At 37.4% G+C, this 18,896-nt stretch carries 13 protein-coding genes and 2 riboswitches; of the genes, 8 read left to right on the top strand and 5 right to left on the bottom strand.

Going from position 1 to position 18,896, the window contains the following annotated elements; all coding sequences use genetic code 11:
• Positions 1–1,070 precede the first annotated feature (1,070 nt).
• Both QME45_05530 and QME45_05525 read left to right on the top strand, forming a co-directional pair.
• Positions 1,071–1,580: a hypothetical protein gene (locus tag QME45_05530; GenBank protein MDI6618124.1), complete on the top strand. Its 510-nt coding sequence runs from the start codon at positions 1,071–1,073 to the stop codon at positions 1,578–1,580.
• 168 nt (positions 1,581–1,748) lie between these two features.
• Entirely contained in the window at positions 1,749–2,027 is a 279-nt protein-coding gene (locus QME45_05525; protein ID MDI6618123.1) for a hypothetical protein, read from the top strand.
• 174 nt (positions 2,028–2,201) lie between these two features.
• Here the strand turns inward: QME45_05525 and QME45_05520 are convergent, their stop codons facing one another.
• From QME45_05520 to QME45_05500, 5 genes are all read right to left on the bottom strand, one after another.
• On the bottom strand, positions 2,202–3,161 hold the full coding sequence (locus QME45_05520) for an ATP-binding cassette domain-containing protein (protein MDI6618122.1): 960 nt from the start codon (positions 3,159–3,161) through the stop codon (positions 2,202–2,204).
• A gap of 4 nt (positions 3,162–3,165) precedes the next feature.
• A complete protein-coding gene (locus tag QME45_05515; protein ID MDI6618121.1) occupies positions 3,166–4,224 on the bottom strand; it encodes an ABC transporter ATP-binding protein in 1,059 nt (352 codons plus the stop codon).
• A gap of 10 nt (positions 4,225–4,234) precedes the next feature.
• Complete coding sequence (locus QME45_05510) at positions 4,235–5,290, bottom strand: ABC transporter permease (GenBank protein MDI6618120.1); 1,056 nt, start codon at positions 5,288–5,290, stop codon at positions 4,235–4,237.
• Positions 5,290–6,231, bottom strand: a complete 942-nt coding sequence (locus tag QME45_05505) for an ABC transporter permease (protein ID MDI6618119.1) — start codon at positions 6,229–6,231, stop codon at positions 5,290–5,292. The genes QME45_05510 and QME45_05505 overlap by 1 nt, the downstream gene beginning before the upstream one ends.
• Positions 6,232–6,322: 91 nt before the next feature.
• Positions 6,323–7,996 carry a peptide ABC transporter substrate-binding protein gene (locus QME45_05500; GenBank protein MDI6618118.1) on the bottom strand — a complete coding sequence of 558 codons (1,674 nt, stop codon included), beginning with the start codon at positions 7,994–7,996 and terminating at the stop codon, positions 6,323–6,325.
• A gap of 222 nt (positions 7,997–8,218) precedes the next feature.
• Positions 8,219–8,329: riboswitch (SAM riboswitch) on the bottom strand.
• Positions 8,330–8,507: 178 nt separating this feature from the next.
• A riboswitch (SAM riboswitch) is annotated at positions 8,508–8,618 on the bottom strand.
• 445 nt (positions 8,619–9,063) lie between these two features.
• Between QME45_05500 and QME45_05495 the strand changes: the two genes are divergently transcribed.
• From QME45_05495 to QME45_05470, 6 genes are all read left to right on the top strand, one after another.
• Positions 9,064–10,710 (top strand): extracellular solute-binding protein, encoded by a 1,647-nt coding sequence (locus QME45_05495; GenBank protein ID MDI6618117.1) that lies wholly within the window; start codon positions 9,064–9,066, stop codon positions 10,708–10,710.
• A gap of 226 nt (positions 10,711–10,936) precedes the next feature.
• Positions 10,937–11,803: an ABC transporter permease subunit gene (locus tag QME45_05490; GenBank protein MDI6618116.1), complete on the top strand. Its 867-nt coding sequence runs from the start codon at positions 10,937–10,939 to the stop codon at positions 11,801–11,803.
• A 13-nt stretch (positions 11,804–11,816) separates the two neighbouring features.
• Positions 11,817–12,719, top strand: coding sequence for a carbohydrate ABC transporter permease (locus QME45_05485; protein ID MDI6618115.1), 903 nt, complete (start codon positions 11,817–11,819; stop codon positions 12,717–12,719).
• A gap of 284 nt (positions 12,720–13,003) precedes the next feature.
• Positions 13,004–14,770: a histidine kinase gene (locus QME45_05480; GenBank protein MDI6618114.1), complete on the top strand. Its 1,767-nt coding sequence runs from the start codon at positions 13,004–13,006 to the stop codon at positions 14,768–14,770.
• Positions 14,763–16,436 (top strand): response regulator, encoded by a 1,674-nt coding sequence (locus QME45_05475; GenBank protein MDI6618113.1) that lies wholly within the window; start codon positions 14,763–14,765, stop codon positions 16,434–16,436. The genes QME45_05480 and QME45_05475 overlap by 8 nt, the downstream gene beginning before the upstream one ends.
• A gap of 75 nt (positions 16,437–16,511) precedes the next feature.
• Positions 16,512–18,878: a family 78 glycoside hydrolase catalytic domain gene (locus tag QME45_05470; protein ID MDI6618112.1), complete on the top strand. Its 2,367-nt coding sequence runs from the start codon at positions 16,512–16,514 to the stop codon at positions 18,876–18,878.
• Positions 18,879–18,896: the final 18 nt, after the last annotated feature.

Below are 18,896 nucleotides of genomic sequence, written 5' to 3'. Positions count from 1 at the left end.
TTTCTGATATCATCTTTTTGAGTCATTGTGAGCATCCTCCAATTCCTCCCTTGTGATTTTCATCTCATCTACAAGGGTAGTATTTTGATTCGGTGCCTGCAATGACCTTTGCAATAATGGGGAATTTATTGTTGCAAAAGTGGAGAATTTTCTCTGCAACTTTGTCCTATTTTATTTTGCAACAAACAGCTGTACCTTTTACAGTTAATTATTTATTTATGCAGACGAAACAAAAATTATAATGATAATTCGGTTTCGAAAGTTCAAAGTATTAAATGTATAATAACTGGTGAACATGACGATATCTGCCAAAGTATTATTGATTATGTAGGGGAAAACTATTCCAATGATATTAAATTGGAAGATTTGGCTAGATTTTTAAAATATAACAAATGCTATATATGCCAGAGATTCAAAAGGGTATGCAATTGTACAATAATGTATTATATTTATAAATTTAGGATAGAAAAATCAAAGGAACTAATAACATACTCAGATTACAATCTGGAACAAATATCACTTATGGTTGGTTTTAAAAGTATACACCATTTTACCAGACTATTTCATAAATATGTAGGAATTACACCTGGACAATTTAGAAATAAGGAAAAGGAAGGAATACGTAAAGATATATATATAAACGAAAAATTCAAAAATAAAATTTATCTGTAAATATGGATTCTTTAGAAATACAAACGTATGATACAGATGCTGAATTAATTTTACAGATATTTCTTGATGCTTGGTGATACATGGCTTATAATTTATCTGATCCACAAAAATAAAAAAGTGTTAATTAATTATCTCCCTATAATGCCATATTCAATATAAAATATTTTTATTAAATTAAGGAGGGAATGTATGCCTGAAAACAGTATTTTCATTTTCGATAACTTATTATAATTTAAATTATCTTTGAATGAGCATAAGCAAAACCGTGAGGGAATATATAAATAAAGGTGATTGGAATACGGTTTCACAGCAGAGAAGTTATTTATCGATATGTATCGAAAATATTAAAGGTATCCGATAATTAAAGTTAAAAATATAATTTGAGGAGCGGAAAATTCATGAGAAAGATAACATTATACAACGTAATTTTCCCAATCTGGTTTTTGTTATTTTTGCCTCCTGTCATAATCATAACACTAATAGGTAATTTCATCATTGATTCACTGGTAATAATAGCCTGCTTTTTTGTGTTTAGGTTGGGCAATATCCAGAAAAGCCTAAAAACATTTTACAAGAAAAGCATATTAAAAGTTTGGATATTTGGATTTTTAGCAGATATCATAGGTGCCTCAATACTATTTTTATTGGGGATGTTCGGAAATTCTCTGGGATTGCCTAATGAATTGATTGCAGGAATAAATTATGACCCATTTAGCCATCCTGCGGCAGTTGCAATAATAATATTTTCCATGCTGATATCTGCAGTTTTTATATATGTATTTAACTATAAATTTACTTTTAAAAAACAGATTGAAGACAAGAGGTTAAGATTAAAAACAGCAATTTTTGTTGCTATTATTACAATGCCGTGGACGTTTTTATTGCCGACTAAGTGGTTTTATCATTGATTCCAAGGTATGTTAAGCAGCTTAAAAAGAACGGTTGGAGCAATTTGAAGCAAAATATCCAGATGAGCGCGGACATGGAATATGCTCGGAGATTTATATGTAAAAATAAAAAGCGAGTCGTAGAATGCTTCAAAAAAATAATATATTTAAGATGAAGGGAGTTTGTATATGCCGGATGGATTTAATAAAAAAATGCAGGGAAGGGTTACAGATCATAAGAATCTTAATTTAACGAAACTCAACAGGGATGTAATCAGAGGAAAATCAAACGGCAGGATAATATGGCAGCCAAGGATAATTTGCTGGTATGACGACAGAAAGTTCAGAGGTGAGAAACTCCCGTATCCATATACTGGAATGAATTTGCCTGAAATATACCGGGAACTGGGCTGCTCAAACAGGAATTACAGTTTTAACGGCTGTTTTGTAATGGAATTGAAGCGGTAACACCGAAACCACAGGGCGATGTGACAGTCGAAGAAATAAAGGAGGCCTTTGGAGATAAGCTTTTCCTTCTTGACGGCATCCCAGCTATTTTGTTTGAAGTTTGTCAATATTTTTATTATGTCAATTAATGGGATGTCAATCTTAAGACCCATTAATTGGCACTTATAAATTTTCCTACTTCTCGCTTGCCTCCAAATCAGACAGCAACGATTGATATTTTTTTTGATAAGCGGAAATTTCATTTACATCACAATAGACATAATGCCCGGGAACTACTTCACGAAGCTTACTTGTTTCTGTTTGTACCAATTTGTCAAAAACAATGCGAGTCCGCTGCCTTTCGTAATCGGGGTCCGGCAATGTTATAGCCGACAAAAGGCTTTTTGTATACGGATGCAGGGGAAAACGATAGATTTCCTTTGCATCTCCAAGCTCCACAAGCTTGCCTTGATACATAACACCTATACGATTGCTTATATATTTTACCATGGATAAGTCATGGGCTATAAACAAATAGGTCAAGTGCTTTTCCTTTTGCAATCTTTTCAAAAGATTTACGATTTGCGCCTGAATGGATACATCCAAAGCAGATATGGGCTCGTCGCATATAATAAATTTGGGCCGTACCGATAATGCCCTTGCAATTCCTATTCGTTGCCGCTGTCCTCCCGATAATTCATGAGGATATCGATTAGCATGGTCTGAGTTTAAGCCGACAGTCGCAAGCAATTCATTGACTTGTCGGTCACAATCATCTTTATTTTTTGCAAGTCCGTGGATTTTAATTCCTTCCGCAACGATGTCCCTCACTTTCTTTCGCGGATTGAGGGACGCATAAGGGTCCTGATATATCATCTGTACGTTGCGACGAAACTTAAGCCAATCTTTTTTACCATGGACAGTGGAAAGATCGATCCCGTTAAAATAAACTTTACCTGAAGTGGGTTTATATAATTGTATAATAGTTCTTCCCGTTGTCGATTTCCCGCATCCCGATTCTCCGACAAGGCCGAAAGTCTCACCTTCATATATATTAAAGCTGATGCCATCCACTGCTTTGACGACAGCATGCCCATTGGATCTGAAATACTCTTTCAAATTTTCAACCCGTAAAACTTCATTTTTAGTATCCATTTTGTTAATCCCTCTTATCTTTAAAACTATGTTTTTTAGATTTGAAATACCGCCAACGAGCTGCAATAGATTGAGGAATTTCTATTTTGGGAGCTCGTGAATCCAAAAGCCATGTTGAAGCATAGTGAGTTTGAGATATTTTAAACATCGGCGGTTCATAATATGCATCAACATTTAAGGCATATTGATTTCGCTGGGCGAAAACATCTCCCTCAGGAGGGTCCAATAGATCCGGAGGGCTTCCCGGAATAGCATACAAACTATCTTCCGTATTGTCCAACGTAGGCACGGAACGAAGCAGGCCCCAGGTATACGGATGCTTAGGATTGTAAAATATTTCATCAACAGTTCCTATTTCAACGATCTTGCCTCCATACATTACAGCAACTCTATCTGCAATATTAGCCACTACTCCCAAATCATGAGTGACGAATATAATCGAAGTTGCAACCTTCTTTTGAATACTCTTCATCAGGTCCAAAATCTCAGCTTTAATAGTCACATCCAAAGCCGTGGTCGGTTCATCTGCGATCAATATTTTAGGATTACAAGCTAATGCGATAGCAATTACGATACGCTGCCGCTGACCTCCGGAGAACTGATGAGGATAATATTTTAAACGTTTTTCGGGTTCGGGAATATCCACTAACCGGAATAATTCCAATGCCTTTTTCATAGCTTCCGATTTATGCAATTTTTGGTGCAGGATTATAGGCTCCGCCACCTGTTTGCCAACAGTCATAGTTGGATTTAGGGAGGTCATCGGATCTTGAAAAACCATCGCTATATCTTTACCGCGGATATGCTGCATTTCTTTATCGGTTTTTGATAGCAAATCCTCTCCGTCAAAAATTATTTTCCCGCAATCGATGCTGGCATTTTTTGAGAGCAGTCGCATAATACTCCTGCATGTCACGGATTTTCCGGAGCCGGATTCTCCCACAAGAGCCAAAGTCTCTCCCTTGTTCAATGTCAAAGATACACCTCGTACGGCTTGAACCCTCCCCGCAAAGGTTTGAAACGAAACATGCAAATTATTGATTTCCAGTATTTTTTCGTTCATCTTACCCCTCCTAATCTTTCATCTTCGGATCAAATGCATCACGGAGCCCGTCCGCTAGCAAATTAAATGTAATCATAATTATGCAAATAGCAGCAGCAGGAAACCACATAAGATGAGGTAAGAATCTGAACGTCTTATATCCTTCATTCAACAATGTTCCCAATGATGCATTGGGGGCGCGCATTCCAACTCCGATAAAGCTTAGAAAAGCTTCAAAAAAAATCGCGCTGGGAATAGTGAACATTGTTTGAATTACAATAATTCCACTCAAGTTTGGCAGGATATGGCCGACGGCAATATTTAAAGATGATTCTCCAAGGGTCCTGGCGGCAAGTACGAATTCCTGATTTTTTAATTTCAGTGTTTCGGCACGAACAACCCGGGCCATCGTAATCCAGCCGGTTAAACCCATGGCAATAATAATGGAAGTCACTCCGGGCTTGATAAACAAAAGCATAAGTATCACCACGACCAATGTTGGAATCCCGGAGATTATTTCCAAAATGCGTTGCATGATTATATCCACATTGCCGCCCTTCCATCCTGAAACCAATCCGTATGTTATTCCTATTATCAAGTCAAAAAAAGCCGCAGCCAGAGCGATAAGCAATGAAACCCGCGTCCCTGCCAATACCCGGGATAATAAATCTCTGCCAAAAGCATCGGTCCCGAAATAATAATTTACATCCTTAGGAACATGGACAAGTTCGTATTTATCGATCCAAGCACCCGATATCTTGGCCTTTCCGTTAAACCCGTTAATATTGACATGAGGAATACGGGGAGGCAAATTGGCATGAGGAACATTCTGTAAATTGGGGTTATGGGGTGAATACCAGATGGAAAGAATTTCAATCAATACAATCACCAATAAAATAACCATTGAAGCCACAGCCGCTTTATTCTTTTTTAAACGCCGCCATGCATCCTGATAAAATGAAAGAGATGGTGCAGCTATGCGCTCATTGTCGAAGTGATGGGTCCCATCCAGCGGCGTAAAATATGATGACGGGATTTCAGAGTTTAAATTTTTCTTTTTTTCTTTTTTACTTATTGGTTCATCCATTAGTATTCTCCTCCTCCCACTCTGATTCGGGGATCAACGATCCCATACAGAATATCCACCAATAAGATTATGGTAACAAGCATTGTGGAATAAAGCATGGTCACCGCCATAATTGTGGAATAATCATCGGTCATGATCGACTTGACAAACTGCTCTCCGATACCGGGAATGGCAAATATATTTTCAACCACCAGCGAGCCGGCCATCAGACCAACAGACATAGGGCCCAATATTGTAATAAGTGGAATCAGGGCATTCCTTAAACCATGTTTGAATGCGACTCTCCATTCACTCATTCCTTTCGCCCTCGCCAATTCGATATAATCGCTATTTAATACTTCAATCATTTCAGTACGGATAAAACGGGCGGAATCCGCCATTGGAGAAACGGATAAGGCAACGGTCGGCAAAACCGTTGATAAAAATCCCTTGTCCCATAAAGCAATGGGGAACAGCTTTAAATATACGGCAAACAAGAGCTGCAAAAGAACCGCAAATACAAAATTGGGAACAGAGCGCCCGATAATAGCCGTAAAGGATACGATCGCATCAATGAAGCTATTCTGAAACATAGCTGCGATCATCCCGAGAATAATTCCTACAGTAGTTCCCAAAATCATGGCTTGCACCCCTAATTGAAGTGACGGGCCGATGCGTTTAGCCAATATCGACCTGACCGGCTGGTCGCCAAACTGCAGCGAAATACCGAAGTCCCCCCGAAGCATACCCGACATATAGATTATATAACGCTCTCCCAATGGCTTATTCAGTCCATATCTTTCGTTCATAACTTCCCTCTGCTTATTCGTCAGTTTCGCCTCATTGCCATAGGGGGTCCCGGGCAAAAAATTCATCAGCAGAAAAGTACATGAACTAATAAGGAAAAGTGTTATTAGCATATAAACTGCCCTTTTTAAAATAAATCTGAAAAAGCTACTCATATTTTTTCTGCACCTTTCTTTAATACAATCAGGTAAAGCCTATTTTTAATATAGGCTTTACCTGACAATCTAGATAAAATTAATCAGCAGGTTATTTAACAATATAAGCATGAGTAATCTCTAATGGAGTGCCTAAATTGTGAGTAACGATTCCCTTAACCTTTGGATTTATCAAATAAGTCGAAGATCCCTGGTATAAAGGAACAACCACTGCCTTACTCAAAATATATTTCTGCGCCTCCTGCAGATCCTTCCATCTTGCCTGAGGATTTGCCGAATCATCGGTTTTAATCTTCGTGATATAAGCATCATATTTTGCATCTTTATACTTTCCATGGTTATGCTCATATGTTGAGAAAAATTGATTCAAGTAGCTGACAGGATCAAAGTCCCCTGACCAACCGCCGAGAGCCAAGTCAAAATTATAGTCCATCATCTTTTGAAAACGTACCTTTGCCGGCACATTGCTTATATTGATAGTCAGTCCAGGTAAATTGGTCGTCAATTGGCTTTGCAGATATTCAGCCGTCCTTTTGGCTCCTTCAGTGTCGTCGGCGAGTAATGTCAATTCGACTTTTTCCTTTCCAAGTTCCTTTTTGGCCGTTTCCCAAAGTTTTTTCGCTTCCTCGACATCTGTCTTTACCAAAACACCTGCTTCATCCGAGAAATCTTTTCCCGTATCGGGATCTGTTGCTATCCCTTTAGGTATAACACCGGTTAAAGGCCTTGAGCCGTCGACAAGTATATTGTTTACAAGCTCGTCTCTGTTTATTGACAATGAAATCGCTTTTCTGAGATTTTCATTTTGCAGATTCGGACTTGAACTTATGCCCAACTCGAGATTGGTGGATCTCAAAGAAAGTACCGAATGAAAATCTTTATTTTTTATATACTGCCTGATATAATCTCCCGATAAAGATGTAGCATGGGTAGCTCCCGATTCGTACAAATTGATTCCGGTTCCCGTTTCTTTGACAACTTGAATATTGATTCTGCTAAGCTTTATATTATCCTTATCCCAGTAATTTTCATTCTTCTCATAATGCCATGTAAGGCCCGAGCCATCCCAATCCTTAATGACAAAGGGGCCGTTTCCCAATGTATTGTCACTTGTTGTCCCGTATGCATCCCCCTTGGATGTCACAAATGCTTCGCTTTGCGGAAACAGGTTTGCAGACGATAGCGAAGTTGTAAAATACGTATCAGGATATTCGAGTGTTACTTTGAGCTCCGTATCACTGACAGCTTCAACTCCTAATTCCGAAGGATCTTTGGTTCCTTCATTGATCGCTTTGGCATTTTTTATATTGAAATAGGTACTTGCCATTTGAGCCGCCGTTTTTGGTGCAAATAACCGTCTCCACGCAAAAACATAATCTTTAGCGGTCAAGGGATCGCCGTTCGACCACTTTAAATTATCTTTAAGTTTAATAGTATATACCAAACCGTCCTTGCTGATTTGAGGATATCCTTCTGCCTCGACGGGAATCGTTTTGTTATTTCCGTCGATTTTATATAAGCCTTCTCCAAATATTTCAATTTGTGAAGAACTTAATGTATCATAAGATTTAACTCCATCAGCAGTAGGCAATTCACTTCCGATAATCCAGTTCAATTCTTGTTTATCGGCTAATTGTTCGGTAGAATCCGAAGACTTTCCAATGGATTTATTAGCAGTGTTTTTTGAAGTTCCCTTTGAGCAGCCTGTAAACACTAGAACCAATGTAAATATCAACGATAAGACTAATTTTAATTTATTTTTCATTTCCATCTCTCCTCTTAATTATCAAACTATTATCAGTAATTTTTTGTGCTATTTCTGAGCTTACTTACCCTCCCCTTTCTCGAAATAAAGACATACACTCAGCCAAATTGACTGCCTGATAACTATAAATCATCAAAATTTCCTGCATCTCCTCCCTTAACAATCTTTAACTAAAAAACCTACTTTCTAATAAGAAAGTAGGTTAAAATAGACCGATATACTTTCTTATCTCTCAAACCAATATAGTTTGCAGGAATTGGCACCGCGTATTCGAATGAGAATACCAGTTGCCGGGCTTCATAGGGCCAGTCCCTCTGCCTCTCTCGATAAGAATTATTTGTTAATTTTTTTTATAAACCACAAGAAAATCCTGTTTCCCTTAAATATATATTTGGCCTCAAATAAGTTATAAGAAAATCCTTTTAATTTATGATGCTTCAATAGAAGTCTTTTTTATAACTAAAAAACCTACTTTCTAATAAGAAAGTAGGTTAAAATAGACCAATATACTTTCTTATCTCTCAAACCAATATGGTTTGCAGGAATTGGCACCGCGTATTCGAATGAGAATACCAGTTGCCGGGCTTCATAGGGCCAGTCCCTCTGCCTCTCTCGATAAGAATTATTTACAAAACATATAAACTTAACTTTACGTGTTGGATTTAGTATACATTGCAATTAATAAAATGTCAAGAAAAAATTAATTTAAACTTCGATTCGTAATATGAACTTATGTTATTTTGAACACTCATTCGTCGCTCAAAATAACATAATCCTATTTATGCCTGATCTCAAATTGCCAATTGAAGTAATTTAAAATTTTATACTGACCAGTGTAATAATTGACCGTTTAGCTTAATACATCACAGCCATATGCTGGTATTTTGGGAAATAAACTTGATCCGGGTTTGTTTATTTTTGCCTAAGTATATAAAAAAATATATGGAATTTTATAGAAGTAAAGAAAGGATAAGAAAAGTAATAATATTATTATTTGAAAAGATTCTGAAACGTTATAATATTAAAATATAAATAAAAATAATATTAACATTAAGGGGGAACAAGATATGAAGGGCAGAAAGCCTTTAATGGTTATTCTAAGTGTTTTCTTGATGCTCAGTATGATACTGGGTTCTTGCGCAAAGAAGCCGGCAACGACTAAACAAACTCCTTCAACTGAAAAGGCAGATCCTTTTGGAAAATATGATCCGCCGATTGATTTGACAAGTTGCAGAATTTTGACTTCCTGGATGACATTGGATTCTCCGGATGACGAGAACAACAACGTATGGTCAAGAGCTTATAAGGATTATCTAGGAATAAATTTAAAACAATCATGGACGGCTCCTAACTGGGGAGATCCATTCGACCAGAAAATCAATATAGCTATTGCCAGCGACAGTTTACCGGATATTCTTCCTGTTTATACCACGCTATTCTATAGAATAGAGCAGGGCGGCAAAGCTGCAGACTTGACTGATTTACTTGATAAATATGGTTCTGATAATCTCAAGAAAATATTACAGACAAATAACGGTATGGGAATAAAGTCCGCAAGTTTAAACGGCAAGCTTTATGGATTGGCACAAGTACCTGATACTTCACCAAGGACGATGCTTTATATACGTAAAGATTGGCTTGACAAACTTGGATTGCAGGCTCCTAAAACTTTAGATGACCTTTTTGAAACAGCCAGGCAGTTCGTAAAAAGAGATGCCAGCGGAACTGGAAAGACTATAGGTTTAGAGATGGGTAAAGATTTCTTCGGTGGTGATGCTGACCCGGCATCTATATTTGCGGCATATCATGTTTATGTAAATAACTGGGTGCTAAAGGACGGAAAGCTTGTAAGAGGAGAAACGTTGCCTGAAAATAAACAAGTACTTCAAAAGCTTGCAGATTTATATAAAGAAGGTGTAATTCCAAAAGATTTCTACCTTAAAGATGAGACAAAAGATACTTTAGCCGATATGGTAGCCGGAAAAGTAGGAATCGGCTTTGGGTCGGGAGATTTCTTATCAACCCCTGAATTAGAGGATTTGCACAAAAAAGATCCAAATGCAAAGTGGATTGTTATGCCGATGCCAACAATCGATGGACAGCCGTTTATGGATTATAGGGATACAAGAATAGCTAATTTCTGGGCAGTAAGTGCTAAATGCGAACATCCGGAAGCTTTAATCAAGATGGCAAACCTTCAAGTGGAAATAGACAATTATAATCCCAAATATGTAAAAGATAATACTTTCAACATGTCTCCTACAGGAAAGATGAACTTCTGGTGTAAGGCAACAGGAATTGTAGATCCTTTAAAAACAACAAATACATTTAACGCTGTTAAGGAAGCTATGAAGTCAAAGGACGCATCTAAGCTTAATCCAAGCGATAAAGAGACTTATAACAAGGCTACTTCTGCAGATCCAAAGGTAGGAGATTGGGGGTATGCTCAATCCTGGGCAGAGAACGGGCCAAATGATTTACAATTCGGCGAGTTGTCTAAAAATGTCATATTAAGTCCTGCCTGGGGACCGGAAACTCCAGCCTGGGTACAGAATGGTCAGGCTATGTATTCAAAGGTAAGGGAATACTTTACGAAAGCAGTTACCAGCAGCAATGTAGATCAAGAATTCAATAATTGGTTAAATTACTGGAATACACAAGGCGGAAAAGATGCTACGGATGAAATAAATGACTGGTATGCAAAAAATAAATAGTTTTTAAACAGTGTTGGTGGGAAGAGTTTAGAAAGCTAAATTCTTCTCATTAACTTATATTATTAAAAATTTCGCAGGAAATTAGATGCAATATTAAAAAGGCGGTGGGAGAATGGCTGATAACAACAATATAGCAATTGAAAAAAGATCACCGATATTACCCAATAGCAAAACGCATAAAAAGCGGAAAAAAAGCGATAGAAATCAGACTGGAATACTGCACTTGATGATGCTGCCTGCTGTAGTATTACTTTTTATATACGCTTATGTACCTATGTTTGGAATTTTGATAGCCTTTGAAAAATTTGATATTACTAAAGGTGTAATTGGTTTTTTTACGTCAAAGTGGGTTGGAATGGCCAACTTTATAAGAATATTTAATATGGATGGCTTTAAACAGGCTTTGTTTAATACCATAAATATAGCTTGGTGGAAAATGGTTGCGATGTTTTTTGTACCGCTAATTGCATCGTTGCTTTTAAATGAAATCAGGCAAGAGGGTTATAAAAGATCGATACAGACTATAATATATCTTCCCCATTTCCTTTCTTGGGTTATTCTTGCCGGCATACTTAAAAATGTGCTCGATCTAGATGGAATACTCAATAATACCCTGCACTCTTTATTCGGAATTAAACCGATAATGTTTTTGGGAGAGCCAAAAATCTTTCCGAGTGTGTTGGTGTGGACTCAGGTTTGGCAGGAATTTGGATGGAGTACAATTATATTTTTAGCCGCAATAACAGGGATAGATCCTGCACTTTACGAAGCAGCGATTGTAGACGGCGCCAATAGGCTTCAGCAGACCTGGCATGTAACCCTCCCAGGGATGAGATCCATACTTGTGCTTTGCGCAGTCCTATCCCTTGGCGGAATATTGAATGCAGGCTTTGATCAGGTATTCAACCTTTACAGCGTTCCGGTATATAAGACTGGCGATATTATAGACACTCTCGTATACAGGACGGGTATTGCCAACGGGCAATTTGAAATAGCAACAGCAGTAGGATTATTCAAATCCGTCGTATCGCTTATAATGGTATCATTATCTTATTTTCTTGCTTATAAACTGGCAGATTATCAAATATTCTAGGGGGTGAATTAAAGTGAAGGCAAAAAATAGGATCCCTGAATCGAAGACTTATGTAACTTTTAGAATAATCAACAATATTTTTATGGGATTTTTAGCATTTATTTGCTTGGTTCCAATGATAAATGTATTAGCAACTTCCTTTAGTTCGTCTCTTGCCGTGTCTGCCGGTGAAGTAAAGCTTTGGCCTATAGGATTCAACTTATACTCTTATAAATTTGTTGTATCAAATTCAGCTTTTTGGCGTGCAATGTGGGTATCAGTTAAAAGAGTTGTGCTTGGTTCTACAATTAATGTTATATTGTGCATCCTGACTTCGTATCCTTTATCGAAGGATTCAAGGGTGTTTAAAGGCCGTAATATATACACCTGGTATATTTTTATTACCATGCTGTTTGGAGGAGGCTTAATCCCAGGTTATTTAGTTGTAAGCTGGACACACCTTCTAAACACCATATGGGCTATGATTATTCCAGGAGCCGTAAATGCATGGAATGTTATATTGATGCTTAACTTTTTCAGACAGCTTCCAAAGGCGCTTGAAGAAGCTGCGTTTATCGACGGGGCCGGACAGTGGACAATACTATGGAAAATCGTGGTGCCGCTGTCCAAGCCGGTTATTGCAACGATAGCTTTATTTTGTATGGTAGGGCATTGGAATGATTGGTTCAGTGCATTCATATATATAGGGTCTCCAAAAGGTTATCCGCTTCAGACATATTTATATTCTCTGTTAAGTATGGACATGACTAAGATAACTGGAATTCCACAGAACATAATGAATGAGATTAGCAAGGTAAATAATAAGACTTTGACTAGTGCTCAGGTTTTTGTAGGGGCTTTTCCAATATTATTGGTATATCCGTTCCTGCAAAAATATTTTACAAAGGGTATTGTTCTTGGAAGTGTTAAAGGTTGAGAAATAAAATTCAAGTATAAACCGCTAGTATATGCTTGAATTTTCTGTGCCTGACAAAACACATGTGAAATATGTTGTAACATGTTATAGTTTATACTAATATTAGATACGAATAAACGAATTCAGTTAGTTATGGGTACGATTATCTTATCTATTGCGCCATAAGTTTTAAAATGCCTGAAACATCGCCAAGGTGAACAGCTTCAGCGATATTGCTGTTTTATATGAACTGCAAAACTAAGTGTATAATTGTTTATAATAAGTTTTAAAGGGTGGGGTCTTTTATGATAAAAAACCTGAAAATTGAAACGATTCCACTATTTGAAAAAATATTTATAGCTTTTCTTGCGGCAATAATTCCAATTTACATGGTGTCTGTGGACATAATCACAATTGGGAAAAACGAGATAAGAAAAGAAATAATTGAATCTTCTAATTCAAAGATAGATATATATATGAACTCATTAGAGAATGAATTTTATAATATAGAGAAGCTTGAAAACAAGTTAATTAATGATAGAGATATAGTTAAGCTAAGTAGAATTAAGGGACTGCCTTCCGCCTATGATGACTTTAGCTCTTATTATGCCATACAGGACAAACTGAAGGATATTCAAGATATAAGCAAATATGTAATGGAAGCCAAGGTTTATATTATGTCTCAAGGCAAGGCGGTAACATCAGATTCTGTAGAAGACTACAGAAGCGATGAAACCGATAAGCTTAAAAAGGTTGTACGAAGCTATTCATACCCATTTGGTTATATTGACGGCGATATATATATTGTAGTTTCTCCATATTTTCTGACAAATGAGGAGAGCGAGAAAATAGATCCAAAGTTCATAATAAGCATTAAAATATCAAAAGATGAACTAAAAAAAGGGATTCAGGCTTTTTTTAATCAGGAAAAAGGCGGAGTGGTTTTGCTTGGTGATTCCAATGGATTAAGCATCGCTGATAAACAAAATGAAAAAATGTTTCCGGAATTTTATAAGTATGTTGCCAAACAAAATAAAATTGGGAATGGATTACAATTGGATAAGCTTAATATAGATAATACTAATTTTATAATAAATAAAAAGAAATCTTTGACTTTAAGGTCTACTTTGATAATTTATGAGCCCGAAGAAAAATTTTTCAATTCATTGCGCGTATACAGCAAATGGCTGTGGCTGATATCATTATTGACATTAATAGCCGTTACACTTTTCTCTTCTTGGATGAGGGGGAAAATTGTAAGACCTATAAGCAAGCTTGTCTCAGCGTTTAAAGATGTTGAAAAGGGCAAATTTCAAATATCTGTAGATTATAATAGCAATGATGAGTTCAGCTATTTATACAAACGTTTTAATGAGATGGTTACGAAATTGAATACGTTGGTTCAGGAAGTGTTTGTTGAAAAAATACATGCCAAAAATGCCGAACTTAAACAACTGCAATATCAGATTAATCCTCATTTCCTATATAACTGTTTTTTCCTGATAAATAGAATGGCCAAGATGGAGGATGAAGAAGGGGTAATAAAGCTCACACATCATTTAGGAAACTATTATCAATTTGTTACCAGAAGTTCAACTGATGAAGTACAACTTATTAAGGAAATAAACCATGCCAAGGATTATACAGAAGTACAAGCCATACGATTCAATAACCGTATAAACGTTGAGTTTGAGGAACTTCCAGGGGAATTTGAAAATATTATGGTCCCAAGGCTTATTTTACAACCGCTGATTGAAAACGCATATAAGCACGGTTTGAAAAACGTAATCAGCGATGGGAAAATTTATATAACCTTTAATAAGGCGGGAAATATACTTGAGATCTCTGTGGAGGACAATGGAAATACATTGTCTGAAGAAACGTTGACGGCCTTAAAAGAAAAGCTTTTATCAAATGACAATACCATAGAAACAACAGGCTTGTTAAATGTACATAGACGTCTGCAGATTAAGTACGGGCAGCAGGGGGGGCTAAACGTTTCCCGCGGAAAATCAGGCGGATTGAGGGTAACAGAGAGAATTGTTTTGAGAGGAGAAGATAAGAATGTATAGATTACTAATTGTTGATGATGAACCTATAATAGTAGATGGATTATATGACCTTTTTTCTAACCTTCGGGATATCAAGCTGGAGATTTATAGAGCTTATTCATCCATTGAAGCTCTTGATTGCATGCGAAAGATTAAAATAGATATTGTTCTATGTGATATATCGATGCCCATTATGAGCGGCTTGGAATTGCAAAGGGAAATTAAACTGCAATGGCCAAAATGCAGGATCATTTTTCTCACAGGGTTCAATGAATTTGATTATATACAGGAAGCCATAAGAAACGGAAGCGTAGATTATGTACTGAAAACCGAAGGGGACGAAGCCATAATAGAAGCTGTGAAAAAAGCTGTAAAGCAGATAGAAGAAGAGGTTAAAGCAGATGAACTTATAAAAAAGGCAAAATTAAATATGTTTAAGGCGCTGCCCGTACTGCAAAAAAAGTACCTGATGGACTTGCTTGAGGGCGTAAGCACGTGGAATCCGGAGCGAGATAAAATACAATTTTCAGAATTAAGTATACCGCTTCAAGCAGGAGAAGCGATTATGCTGATGATATCAAGGATAGACAACCTGGATGTAAATTCAAATATAACGGAAAAAATGAAAGCTGTATATGGAATTCAAAGTATTGCAGATGAATACTTGTCCCAGATGGTCAATTACATTTCAGTCATATATGATCGTACGAAGCTTCTATGGATTATTCAGCCCAAGACAACAGATACAGGCAATTCAATATCAGATGATGCTGACACAAGCCAGAATAGAACAAGACTCTTTGTCCAGGGGACAATGGAATCGATTCAGAAAAAATGCAAGGAAGTTCTGGGAGTCTCTGCCTCATTTGCAGCTTCCGGCGATTATTTCTGCTGGAATGACGTCGCTGAAAAATTTTATTCCCTGAATCAATCGCTTAATAAGTCCGCAGGACTAGAGGACGAACTTCTTATAATAGATCACATAGACCCACAAGAGGAGAGCAGCTCGGAATCAAAAGAAGAGTATTATATAAAATATAAACTGAAAAAAGTGTCGTTGCTGGAAACTTATCTTGAAAGTGGACAAAAAAAAGAATTCAATGAGCTTTTAAAGCTTATGTTTAAAGAGATCAGAAACTATACTAAAATTTCCGATGGATTATATAAAGAAGTGTATTATTCAGTTGCGATGGTTTTTCTCTCTCACATCAATAGATTGAATTTGGAAGAAAAATTAAGGCCTAATGTAGATGTAGATTCGTTGCTTAATTTTAATTGTAAAATGGATTGGGAAGAGATGTATGGATATTTTTTGCGGATTTCAGAGTTGATCTTCCAGCGCAAGAAGGAAGATTACGAAATTCATAATAGCAAGATTATAGAGCATATAAAAAAATATATTGAAGAAAATTTGGATGGAGATTTATCTCTTACGAAGTTTTCAGAGATGCTGCATTTCAATCCTTCCTATCTTTCAAGAATATATAAACAGTTAACCGGAGAGAGCATTTCAGAATATATTGCGGAAGTCAAATTCAATAAGGCCAGAGAAATGCTCAAAGATACTAGTTTAAAAATAAATGAAATAGCATTTGCCTTGGGTTTTGAAACGCCGTCATACTTTACCAGGTTTTTCAAGAAAAAGGCCAATTTGAGTCCACAGGAATATAGGGATTCCGCAGTATAAGCCGACAGGGTTGCGTACAAATATATCATCTTATACGTATTTAACCATCGTTTATTTAAGGGGGGAGAGCTATTGATGAGCTTAAAGGAAGCTTTTAATGGAGCATTCTGGATAGGGATACCGGATGAGCAGTATAAATTAAGAAATAAAATCAATGGAATTATCGGTACAAAGGCAGGTTATTTTAAAAATAGTTTTACTCTAAATGAAAAAGCACAGTTGAAAATCAATATAAGCGCCAACAGCAGGTACAGGATTTGGATAAATGGAAGGGCTGTTACATCAGGGCCATGCAAGGGGGACAGATTTAGAAAATATTATGATACTGTAGATGTTTCTGAATTTTTAAAGTCAGGCGCAAATGTAGTGGCTGTAAAAGTAGTGGACTATATACCTTATGAGGCTTCAGGCTTTGCAGATAATGGGCCGACTTCCATAGTTACCAATGCTGCAGGAATAAGGTTTATTCTTGGAGGAGTATGCAAAGGGGCAGATGGCAGGGAATTATGTGATATCAGCACTGGAAAATCTGACTGGAAGGTTTATTTGGATGAGGCGATAACCTGGGTGCCTTCCCCGATAACAGCATGGATGGGATCCATGGAGTCAGTAGACGGAAGCCTATTGCCTTACGGATGGAAGGAGAAAGCCGATGCCGATAATACCTGGAGCAGTGCAAAAGTAATTGAACCTGCTGAAGGAAGCCCGTGGGCGGCACTCTTTGGCATAATTCCCGCATTGCCTTTAACCGAAAGGCCGATTCCCCTCTTATATGAAAAAGAAAGAACATTCGTCTCCGAAATGGATGTTAAATCAGAGGAATTCAATGTTTTTAATCTTTTAGGAAAAGAAGAGGCTGAGTTAAAGCCGCGATGCAAATATGTTATAGAACTGAATGCGGGTGAGCTTACTACCGGCTATTTTAATTTAAAGGTTGGAGGCGGAAGAGGCAGTAAAATAACCATTAAGTATACTGAAGCCTACTCTAAAGAAGTAAAGGGAAAAGGAAGAACAAAGGGAGTCAGAGATGATAATAAAAACTATGATTTCATAGGATGTCAGGATATTTATTATCCTTCAGGAAATGAAGAAACTTATGAACCATTTTGGTTTAGAACATTTAGGTTTGTAAGGATAGAAGTTGAAACGGGAGAAGAAGCATTATACATAAAAGCGCCTGTTTATTATGAAAATGGTTATCCGCTTAAGGTAAAAACTGAAGTGCATTCTTCTGCGGAGTGGATTAATGCTCTTTGGGATATAAGCTTGAGAACTTTGAGAAGGTGCATGCATGAGACCTATGAAGACTGCCCATATTATGAGCAGCTTCAATACGCTATGGATACCAGAATACAAATACTGTTCAGCTATATGGTAAGCGGAGATACTCGGCTTGCAAGAAAAGCTATAGAGGATTATGCATCATCGCTGATTCCGGAAGGTATACTTCAATCCAGGTATCCAAGCGCGGAACCTCAGATAATTCCAACATTTGCTCTTTACTGGATTATGATTGTAGATGATTACTACCTGCAGACGGGGGACAAGTCTGTGGTTAAAAAGTATCGTTCCATAATAGATACCGTGCTTAACTGGTATGACGACAAGATAGGCGGCAGCGGTTTGATAGAGAAATTGGGATACTGGGAATTCATAGATTGGGTAAAACAATGGGACAAAGGTGTACCGGACGCTGTAAAATATGGGCCTTCAACTACTCATAATTTCATCTATGCCTATGCTCTCAAAGTCGCTGCAGGATTGAACCGCGCATGCGGCAGAGATGGAATAGCCGATGAATACGAAAATAGAGCTGCTGATATAATAAACAGAGTTAACGAGTTATGCTTCTGTGAAAAAGATAATTTATATAAGGAAGGGCCAAGTTTTGAAGGCTATAGTGTTCAAGCTCAGCTCTGGGCAGTACTTAGCAAGGCTGCAAGCGGAGAGAAAGCAAAGGCGATACTTAGAAAGTCACTGAGCATGCCTGAAATTCCCCAGTGTTCTTATGTGATGTCCTTTTTCTTATTCAGAGCTTTGGAAGAAGCCGGCATTTATGAAGATACAGAGAAGCTTTGGGATATGTGGAAGAAACTTATCGGACTCAATCTTACTACAGTACCTGAGGATCCGGTTCAGCCAAGAAGCGATTGCCATGCCTGGGGAGCGCTTCCTCTTTTTGAGTTTACCACTAATCTTTTGGGTGTGAAACCCGGAGCGCCAGGCTGGGAAGAAATCATATTGGAGCCAAAAACTTTATCCCTAAGGGACATGAAAGGGACCGTGGTTACCCCCAAAGGCCCGGTTAAGGTAGAATGGAATATAAAAGATGATAAATTCAATATTTATGCTGATTTGCCCAAGGGAGTACCATGCATGATAAAGCTTCCGGACGGAAATAATGTGAAGCTTTGTAATGGGGGAGTATTCAGGAACTTCTAAATTGAAATCATTTTATCG

The sequence above is a fragment of the Clostridiales bacterium genome (genome assembly GCA_030016385.1).
Lineage (GTDB): Bacteria > Bacillota > Clostridia > Clostridiales > Oxobacteraceae > JASEJN01.
Note: the sequence above shows the minus strand (reverse complement) of the source record. Positions and strands in the feature narration are given on the sequence as shown.

What these genes read in the sequence shown, in the direction of transcription:
- QME45_05530 (MDI6618124.1), top strand. Translation starts at nt 1,071, where the DNA reads ATGAGAAAGATAACATTATACAACGTAATTTTCCCAATCTGGTTTTTG.
- QME45_05525 (MDI6618123.1), top strand. Translation starts at nt 1,749, where the DNA reads ATGCCGGATGGATTTAATAAAAAAATGCAGGGAAGGGTTACAGATCAT.
- QME45_05520 (MDI6618122.1), bottom strand. Translation starts at nt 3,161, where the DNA reads ATGGATACTAAAAATGAAGTTTTACGGGTTGAAAATTTGAAAGAGTAT.
- QME45_05515 (MDI6618121.1), bottom strand. Translation starts at nt 4,224, where the DNA reads ATGAACGAAAAAATACTGGAAATCAATAATTTGCATGTTTCGTTTCAA.
- QME45_05510 (MDI6618120.1), bottom strand. Translation starts at nt 5,290, where the DNA reads ATGGATGAACCAATAAGTAAAAAAGAAAAAAAGAAAAATTTAAACTCT.
- QME45_05505 (MDI6618119.1), bottom strand. Translation starts at nt 6,231, where the DNA reads ATGAGTAGCTTTTTCAGATTTATTTTAAAAAGGGCAGTTTATATGCTA.
- QME45_05500 (MDI6618118.1), bottom strand. Translation starts at nt 7,996, where the DNA reads ATGAAAAATAAATTAAAATTAGTCTTATCGTTGATATTTACATTGGTT.
- QME45_05495 (MDI6618117.1), top strand. Translation starts at nt 9,064, where the DNA reads ATGAAGGGCAGAAAGCCTTTAATGGTTATTCTAAGTGTTTTCTTGATG.
- QME45_05490 (MDI6618116.1), top strand. Translation starts at nt 10,937, where the DNA reads ATGATGCTGCCTGCTGTAGTATTACTTTTTATATACGCTTATGTACCT.
- QME45_05480 (MDI6618114.1), top strand. Translation starts at nt 13,004, where the DNA reads ATGATAAAAAACCTGAAAATTGAAACGATTCCACTATTTGAAAAAATA.
- QME45_05475 (MDI6618113.1), top strand. Translation starts at nt 14,763, where the DNA reads ATGTATAGATTACTAATTGTTGATGATGAACCTATAATAGTAGATGGA.
- QME45_05470 (MDI6618112.1), top strand. Translation starts at nt 16,512, where the DNA reads ATGAGCTTAAAGGAAGCTTTTAATGGAGCATTCTGGATAGGGATACCG.